The 7,049-nt window shown below is 62.0% G+C and carries 8 protein-coding genes; 3 read left to right on the forward strand and 5 right to left on the reverse strand.

The window, feature by feature from the left end; all coding sequences use genetic code 11:
• Window positions 1-3: 3 nt before the first annotated feature.
• From BUB78_RS17960 to BUB78_RS17970, 3 genes are all read left to right on the forward strand, one after another.
• Window positions 4-564 (forward strand): DUF3833 family protein, encoded by a 561-nt coding sequence (locus BUB78_RS17960; RefSeq protein ID WP_073200503.1) that lies wholly within the window; start codon window positions 4-6, stop codon window positions 562-564.
• On the forward strand, window positions 561-1,295 hold the full coding sequence (locus BUB78_RS17965) for an SDR family NAD(P)-dependent oxidoreductase (protein ID WP_073200505.1): 735 nt from the start codon (window positions 561-563) through the stop codon (window positions 1,293-1,295). Before BUB78_RS17960 ends, BUB78_RS17965 begins: the two co-directional genes overlap by 4 nt.
• A gap of 65 nt (window positions 1,296-1,360) precedes the next feature.
• Window positions 1,361-1,681: a DUF3775 domain-containing protein gene (locus BUB78_RS17970; RefSeq protein WP_073200506.1), complete on the forward strand. Its 321-nt coding sequence runs from the start codon at window positions 1,361-1,363 to the stop codon at window positions 1,679-1,681.
• Between the two features lie 74 nt (window positions 1,682-1,755).
• On the opposite strand, the gene BUB78_RS17975 is transcribed toward BUB78_RS17970, so the two are convergent.
• From BUB78_RS17975 to BUB78_RS17995, 5 genes are all read right to left on the reverse strand, one after another.
• Window positions 1,756-2,898 carry a saccharopine dehydrogenase family protein gene (locus BUB78_RS17975; protein WP_073200507.1) on the reverse strand — a complete coding sequence of 381 codons (1,143 nt, stop codon included), beginning with the start codon at window positions 2,896-2,898 and terminating at the stop codon, window positions 1,756-1,758.
• Between the two features lie 2 nt (window positions 2,899-2,900).
• Window positions 2,901-3,956 carry a saccharopine dehydrogenase gene (locus BUB78_RS17980; RefSeq protein ID WP_073200509.1) on the reverse strand — a complete coding sequence of 352 codons (1,056 nt, stop codon included), beginning with the start codon at window positions 3,954-3,956 and terminating at the stop codon, window positions 2,901-2,903.
• A 9-nt stretch (window positions 3,957-3,965) separates the two neighbouring features.
• Window positions 3,966-4,580, reverse strand: coding sequence for a glutathione S-transferase family protein (locus BUB78_RS17985; protein WP_073200512.1), 615 nt, complete (start codon window positions 4,578-4,580; stop codon window positions 3,966-3,968).
• A gap of 28 nt (window positions 4,581-4,608) precedes the next feature.
• Entirely contained in the window at window positions 4,609-5,259 is a 651-nt protein-coding gene (locus BUB78_RS17990; RefSeq protein WP_073200514.1) for a histidine phosphatase family protein, read from the reverse strand.
• A gap of 184 nt (window positions 5,260-5,443) precedes the next feature.
• Window positions 5,444-6,703, reverse strand: coding sequence for an MFS transporter (locus BUB78_RS17995; RefSeq protein WP_073200516.1), 1,260 nt, complete (start codon window positions 6,701-6,703; stop codon window positions 5,444-5,446).
• Window positions 6,704-7,049: the final 346 nt, after the last annotated feature.

Here is a 7,049-nt window from a genome sequence, read left to right on the forward strand (position 1 = left end):
CCGATGGAAGCCCTGAGCTATATCCTTGTCGGCGCACTGTTGATGCTGGCGCTTGCCATGCTGCGCGAGCGATTTGCCGATTTTGGCGCACAGCGCCCGGATGATTACGCAAGCGATCCCAACCAGATTGACCTGCGCGAGCATCTCAGCGGCGCGATCAAATGCGATGGCGTGATTTATGGCCCCACCGGGCGCGTCGTGTCGCGTTTCACCGGCGATTTCATGGCGAAATGGCAAGGCAACCGGGGCGTGATGCAAGAGCGTTTCGACTATGACAGCGGCAATAGCCAGGATCGCGAATGGCGCCTTGAGCTTGGCAATGACGGATCCATCCGCGCCGAGGCAGATGATCTTGTCGGCATGGGGCATGGTCGCCAAATTGGGTCTGCGGCGCAGCTTTGCTATCGCATCCGCCTGCCCAAAGAGGCCGGCGGTCATGTGCTTAGCGTGACCGACTGGATGTATCTTACCCCGAACGGCGCGGTGGTGAACCGAAGCCAGTTCCGCAAGTTCGGCATCAAGGTGGCAGAGCTTGTGGCAACCATGCGCCGGGTGGATGCATGATGCAGTGGCAGGGCAAGAAATACTGGCTTGTCGGGGCAAGCGAAGGCCTTGGCGCGGCTCTGGCGCATAAGCTAAGTGCCGCCGGGGCAGAGGTCATCGTCTCGGCGCGCAGCGCGGATCGGCTTGCAGAGCTTGTAAGCGCCCTGCCCGGTCGCGCCCGCGCCATAAGCGTCGATGTGACCGATGCCGCAAGCGTGGAAAAGGCCCTTGTCGAAGTCGGCGAGATTGACGGCATGGTCTATCTTGCCGGGGTCTATTGGCCGATGGCTGCGGGCGAGTGGAACGCCGAACACGCCATTGCCATGGCGGATGTGAACTTCACCGGCGCGCTGCGGGTGGCGGGGGCGGTTCTTCCCGATATGGTGGCGCGGGACGCGGGGCATGTGGTGCTCACCGGCTCTCTCTCGGGCTTTCGCGGCCTGCCCGGCGCAATCGGTTATGGCGCCTCCAAGGCCGGGGTCATGTCGCTCGCCGAATCGATGCGCGCCGATTTGTGGCGCACAGGCGTGCGGGTGCAACTGGCCAATCCCGGTTTTATCAAGACCCGGCTGACCGACAAGAACGACTTCAAGATGCCCTTCATCATGACACCAGAAGCGGCGGCGCAGGAAATGTTCGAATTGATGTGCGACGACACCGCCTTCGTGCGCCATTTCCCGCGCGGGTTCAGCTATCTCTTCCGCCTCTCGCGGCTTTTGCCGGATTGGGCCTATTATCGGCTATTTGCGTAAGATCAAGGACGCCGCCTCCTGTCCGCGCCATTCCTGAGAAGGACACGCGCAACAGGAGACACCTCATGCTGGAAATTTCAGTCTATAAAATCGCACAAATCATCCTTATGGCCCGCGAATTGAACCGGGCCGAAGCCGAGCTCAGGGCCTTCATCGACCAGCTCACGGATGAGGAAAAGGCAAGCCTTGTCGCCGTCATGTGGATCGGGCGCGACAGCTTTGATGCCTCGGAACTGGAAGAGGCGAAACGCACCGCCTTTGAGGAGGCGACAACCCCGACCGCCGATTACCTGCTCGGCTCGCCGCATCTGTCGGATCACCTTGAAAACGGGCTTGATGCCCTCGGCTTGTCGGTGGTGGACGCCGAAGACGACCTGATGCGCTGAGGCCACTTACGCCCTACAGGCCGCCCCGTGAACGAGGCAGCCTGTAAGGGCCTGACGAGTGGCCGCCAATCGCCTCAGGCGAGGTGATCAACCACCTGCAAATGCTGCGCAAGGCGGTCCACCTCGACCAGAAAGCGGCTGACAAGCTTGGGGTCATGCGGCGCGGGGGTCACCCCGGCCGGGATTTCCCGGTTAAGAACGGCCTCGACTGCCAGCGATACCGGCACCGACACCAGCCGCGCCATCGCCGTTCCGCGCGCATCGCCCCAGGCATCCATGACATAGGTTTTATGCCAGACCGGCACGCCCGCCTTTTCGGCCTTGAGGCCAACGCAGAGCACCACGCGATCCGGCTCACCCTTGTCATAGGCGTTTTCATTCCAGAAGGTATCCGACATCTCTTTGAGACGCGCATCCCCCTCGGGCCCCTCCAGCGTTTCGATCTCGGCAAAGACATCGCCCCAGGCCTCTGTCCAACCATTCAGCCGCAGCGTGCCACGCACGAATTCCTTGACCGGCCAGGCCGGATCAAACCGGTAATCCTCGATGAACGGCAGGGAATCGCGGTTTGGGTAGACCTCGAAGGTCTCAGGCGCCGGCAAGGGCGCGCTATAGCTGCTGATCGCATCCCAGGGGCGCGCGACGTTCAACTCGCTGTAATCGCGGATCGAGCGTGACGGCGAGCGCAGCGCCTTGAGCACGCCGAGCGGCGACCAGCTGAATTTATAGCGGAACGGATTGGGGTGCTTGGGAATACCGCCACAATAGGAAATGAACGAGATGTCATTGCTCGCGTCATAGGCATCCGAGGCGCGATACTCGGCCACAAGGTGATGCGCCATCAAATGGTCGATACCCGGATCAAGGCCTATTTCATTGACCAAGCTCAGCCCCTTTTCACGCGCCGCATCGTCCAGCGCCCGCATTTCCGGCGCGATATAAGACGAGCTGACAAAATGCGCGCCCTTTTCAAGGCACAGCTCGGCCAGCGGCACATGCCAATCCCCCGGCAGCATCGATACCACCACATCTCCGGCCTTGAGATCGCTCGCCAGAGCATCGCGATCAAACGCCTTGATCGCCTTCGTAAGATCGCCCACGGCGGCCTCGGCCTTATCGACCGAGCGGTTCCAGACCGTCACGGGATGGCCCGCCTCGATCAGACGACGCAGGCCGGGAATGGCCGAAAGCCCTGTGCCGCACCAATGGATTGTCATCGTCAAATTCCCTTCATATTGTCATCAAAAACCGCCTGCGCCCGCGCCCAGACACCGGCATCAAGCCGGTCCAGCACCGCCAGCGAGGCCAAAAGCTGTGCCGCGTAATCCGTTGAGGATTCCACCGGCAATAGCGAGGGCAGGTTGTCGATCGCCATCACGTCAAGCACCGGATCGCTCGCCACCCGGATAACCGGCTCTTGCCAGGTGGTGGCACGGTCATAGACCGGCACCGGGTTGTAATCGCTATCAGGATCACAGGCCACATCGCCGATCACCGACAGGCGGCGCGGCGCCTTAAGCGCCGATTTCGGCACGAAGACCGGCGTGCCCGGACGCGCGAAGATACAGTTCAGGAACAGGTCATGGTCAAGAATCTCGGGGAACGGTCCACCCGTGGCGGTTTCGGCCATGTCCCATTTGGTGGTGTTCACCTCAAGCGCCTCGCAAAGGTCCGCGGCCCCCGTGCCAACCCGGCCAAGTGCGCCGATCACGATGGCGCTCGGGCGCGGTTTACCCGTCGCATCAAGGCGCGCGCGCAGATCATCAAGCAGGGCATCGCGCCCGCCAAAGGTCGCCACCGGCGCACAGGTCCTTCCGCCCTGGGCCGCCGCCCACGCCATGAGCGACACCGCCGCGCCCGCATAGCCCGCCCAATAGCCAAAGGCGGCGATGCGGCGACCATCCTCGTCGACCAGGTATTCCAGATCGTAGAGCGTACCGCCCCCGGCCTTGAACCGCTTAAGCAGCAGCCGCCCGGAATGCTGCCCCTTGAAGGCATGACCGAACATGATGTGGCGATGCGGCAGGGGCGTGCCATCCTCGGGCAGTTCCTTGAGGCCAAAGATGATCGCATCGGCCGGCGCGGTGGGCCAACTGTTTTCCGGCGCTATCGCACAACCGGCGGCGCGATAGCCCTCAATCGGGATCGCGCGCACATGGCTTTCCTCGACCGTAACCTTGATGCCCTTGGCAATCAGCGCCGCCGCCCCTTCGGGCGTCAGGCCGACGCGTTCTTCATTTGGGCGCTGCTCGGCCCTGACCCAGAGATGTGTCATGTGACCCCCTTAAAGCATGCCAAGACTGACCGCGCGTTCGACCGAGGGGCGCGCGCGCATCGCAGTCATAAATGCTTCGATCTTGGGGAAATCGGCAACAGTCACGCCATCGCCCTCAAGCCAGTTGCAGGCGATGAAAAGGTAAGGATCGACCATGCAGATATCATCGCCCAGAATATAAGGCCCGGTCAGCACGTTGTTTTCCACGAATGTGGCGCTGTCGGTCATGGTCTGCACCATCTTGGCCTTCATATCCTCGATCGAGCTTTGCTGATCCGCCCAACGGGTGCCGCGCGCGCCATGGGCGTGGTTCACATGCATGGTCGAGGCAATGTAATACATCACCGCACGCACCTGCGCGACCTCGTAGGGATCGGCTGGGCGCAGGCTTGCCTCGGGCGCCAGATCGGCGATGTAATCAAGCAAGGCACCGGTTTCCGTCAGAATACCCCGGTCGGTGACCAACGCGGGCACCCGGCCCTTGGGATTGACCTTGTGATACTCGGCCTTGGTCTGTTCCGCGTTGCGGAAATCAAGCCGGATCGGATCGTACTCGATCCCCGCCTCGTGAAGGGTGATCGCCACGGCAATCGCGATGGTCTTTGGCGCATAGTAAAGTTTCATCCTGCGTCCTTTCAGGGTCGGATAAGTGTCAGATAAAGGTGCGGGCATGGGCCCGATCCGGCGTATCAAGATGCGGCGTGGCGTTGAACGCCCCCACCATCAGCATATCGTGAACATGTTCCAGCCGATGCATCGAGCTATTGATGATCTGAAGCATGACCTTGGCCATGCCCGGCGTCTCAAGCCCAAGCGCGTGGCGCATGACCATCCCGATCACCCCGCCCGAGGTCACGATAAGAATACGGCCATGCTGATCACATAACTCATCGATAACGGCGGTAATCCGGCCCGCGAAATCTTCAAACGTTTCGGGCACATCGCTGAGCGCGCCGCGCACCCAATGGTCGATCACCTGCGGCAGATAGCGGGCAAACTCGACCGCCTCTCGCGGGGCCGGAATGCCATGCTCGGCCTCAAGCGCATGGGCAAGCGCGAAATAGCTAAGCTCGTTAAGGCGCGGATCGCGGGTTGTGATTTCATAGCCCATCCCGACCGCCGTCCCGACCTGACGATTGAGCGTGCCGGTCAGGACCTGATCGAAATGCGGATTGGTGGTGCTCAGATGCTCGCCAAGCCATTTCGCCTGACGTTGCCCGAGGGCAGACAGCTGATCATAGCTGGCCTCGCTGGTGGCATGGCTATTGGCCTGCCCGTGCCGCACCAGAATTAACTCTGCCAAAGTTCGCGTCCTTCCCTGCCCCACTCCGGCGCGACGTTAGCGCCGCGACGACCGGGGTTAAAGGTGGCTCTGAAGAATATTTGACATGCCGCGCGTGAACGCCCGCATTTGCGGTCAAATAACGGGGGCAAGATCATCCGGGTCGACCGGGAAAGCAGGCGGCTATCCTTGGCCGTGACTGAGGCTACGCGCCGGTCTCGCGTTCGACCTCGGCGTTGTCGGCGGCCCACTCACCTGCGGCTTCGACAGCAATAGGCGAGGCGGTGGGTAGCACATTGAGATAGCTTTCGGTCTCATCCACAGGAACGACCGCGCGTTGCGTCATCCGGTAGAGCGCATAAAGCGCGATGGCCGCAAAGGTCACGCCCAGCACCAGCCAGAACGCCGAAGGTCCAAGCCCCTCCATCGCCCAGCCGGCGACCAGCGGCCCGACAATCGCGCCCAGCCCGAAGGTAAAGACAAGCCCGCCAGAGGCGGCCGGCATATCCTCGGCCGACAGCGCATCATTGGTATAGGCCAGAAACAGCGCATAAAGCGGCGTGGTCACCCCGCCGGCCAAAAACGCCGCCGCCATCAGGGGCCATGACCCGCCCCCGGTGATCCAGCCAAGCACACAGGAGGCCGCGCCAAGAGCGGCCGTGCCGAAGATAAGCTTGCGCCGGTCCATCCGGTCCGACAGCCAGCCAATCGGGTATTGCAGCACAAGCGCGCCGGCAAAGAGCGTTGCGATGAAAAGCGCGATCTGCCCGGTGCTCAGGCCGATCTGGGTTCCAAACACCGCGCCCATGCCCGATTGCGTCGCATAGACACTGCCCAGAAGAAATATCCCTACGGCCCCCAGAGGCGAGCCCCTGAAAAGCCCCCGCAGGGACATCGGGCGCGCGACCTCGACCACCGGCACCGGCGTGGCCGACAAAAGGATCGGCGCAAAGGAAATCGACACAAGGATCGAGGCCCCGATGAACAGCGCCGAGGTGCCCGCATCGCCCAGTGTCAGCAGCCCCTGCGCGCCGATGATCCCAAGCGTCTGCGCGATCATATAGGCCGAGAGCACCTTGCCGCGCGTCTCGTTTGTGGCCGAGGCATTCAGCCAGCTTTCGGCGGCCACATAGATGCCCGACATGCAAAACCCGATAAGGACCCGCAGCACTGTCCAGGCCCATGGCTCTGTCAGCAGCGGCAGTGCGACCAGCCCCGCCGACATAAAGCTTCCGAGGGCTGCGAAGACGCGGACATGGCCGACCCGCTGGATCATCAAAGGCGTGAGGCGCGCGCCGGACAGGAAGCCAAGGAAATAGCCCGAAGTGACAATCGCAAGCTCGGCCGCAGAAAACCCCTCGATCCCGCCGCGCAGGCCGATCAGGGTGAAATGCATGCCGTTGCCCAGCATGATCAGCACGATGCCGAGCAAAAGCGCCCAGGTTGAAGATAAAACCTGACTCATGGGATATCCTTTCGGGCGCTTGGAAACTTACCGGTCCGCGGACCGCCATGCGACGCGCAGAACCGGGTGTCGGCTGAGCGACGTGACCAGGGTAACGAGATCGCCGAAGATCGTAAACCGCAGCAGGAAAAGCGCTGAAAAATCAAAGGGGGGGCGCCGGATTTTTCGGCACCCCCCGGATCGAGAGACTGATTTCAAGGCAGCGGCGAAAGAGTGCCTAGGCCTTTCGCATCAAGTCAGCGGCACCAGCCTGCGCCAAGATCGCGTGCCTGTTCGCGCAGGACGAATTTCTGGATTTTTCCGGTCGAGGTGCGCGGGATGGGCATGAAGACGAACTTGCCCGGAA

This window comes from Roseovarius marisflavi (assembly GCF_900142625.1).
Classification (GTDB): domain Bacteria; phylum Pseudomonadota; class Alphaproteobacteria; order Rhodobacterales; family Rhodobacteraceae; genus Roseovarius; species Roseovarius marisflavi.

Coding starts and splice junctions, on each gene's coding strand:
- BUB78_RS17965 (WP_073200505.1), top strand. CDS start 561: ATGATGCAGTGGCAGGGCAAGAAATACTGGCTTGTCGGGGCAAGCGAA.
- BUB78_RS17985 (WP_073200512.1), bottom strand. CDS start 4,580: ATGAAACTTTACTATGCGCCAAAGACCATCGCGATTGCCGTGGCGATC.
- BUB78_RS17960 (WP_073200503.1), top strand. CDS start 4: ATGGAAGCCCTGAGCTATATCCTTGTCGGCGCACTGTTGATGCTGGCG.
- BUB78_RS17980 (WP_073200509.1), bottom strand. CDS start 3,956: ATGACACATCTCTGGGTCAGGGCCGAGCAGCGCCCAAATGAAGAACGC.
- BUB78_RS17975 (WP_073200507.1), bottom strand. CDS start 2,898: ATGACAATCCATTGGTGCGGCACAGGGCTTTCGGCCATTCCCGGCCTG.
- BUB78_RS17995 (WP_073200516.1), bottom strand. CDS start 6,703: ATGAGTCAGGTTTTATCTTCAACCTGGGCGCTTTTGCTCGGCATCGTG.
- BUB78_RS17970 (WP_073200506.1), top strand. CDS start 1,361: ATGCTGGAAATTTCAGTCTATAAAATCGCACAAATCATCCTTATGGCC.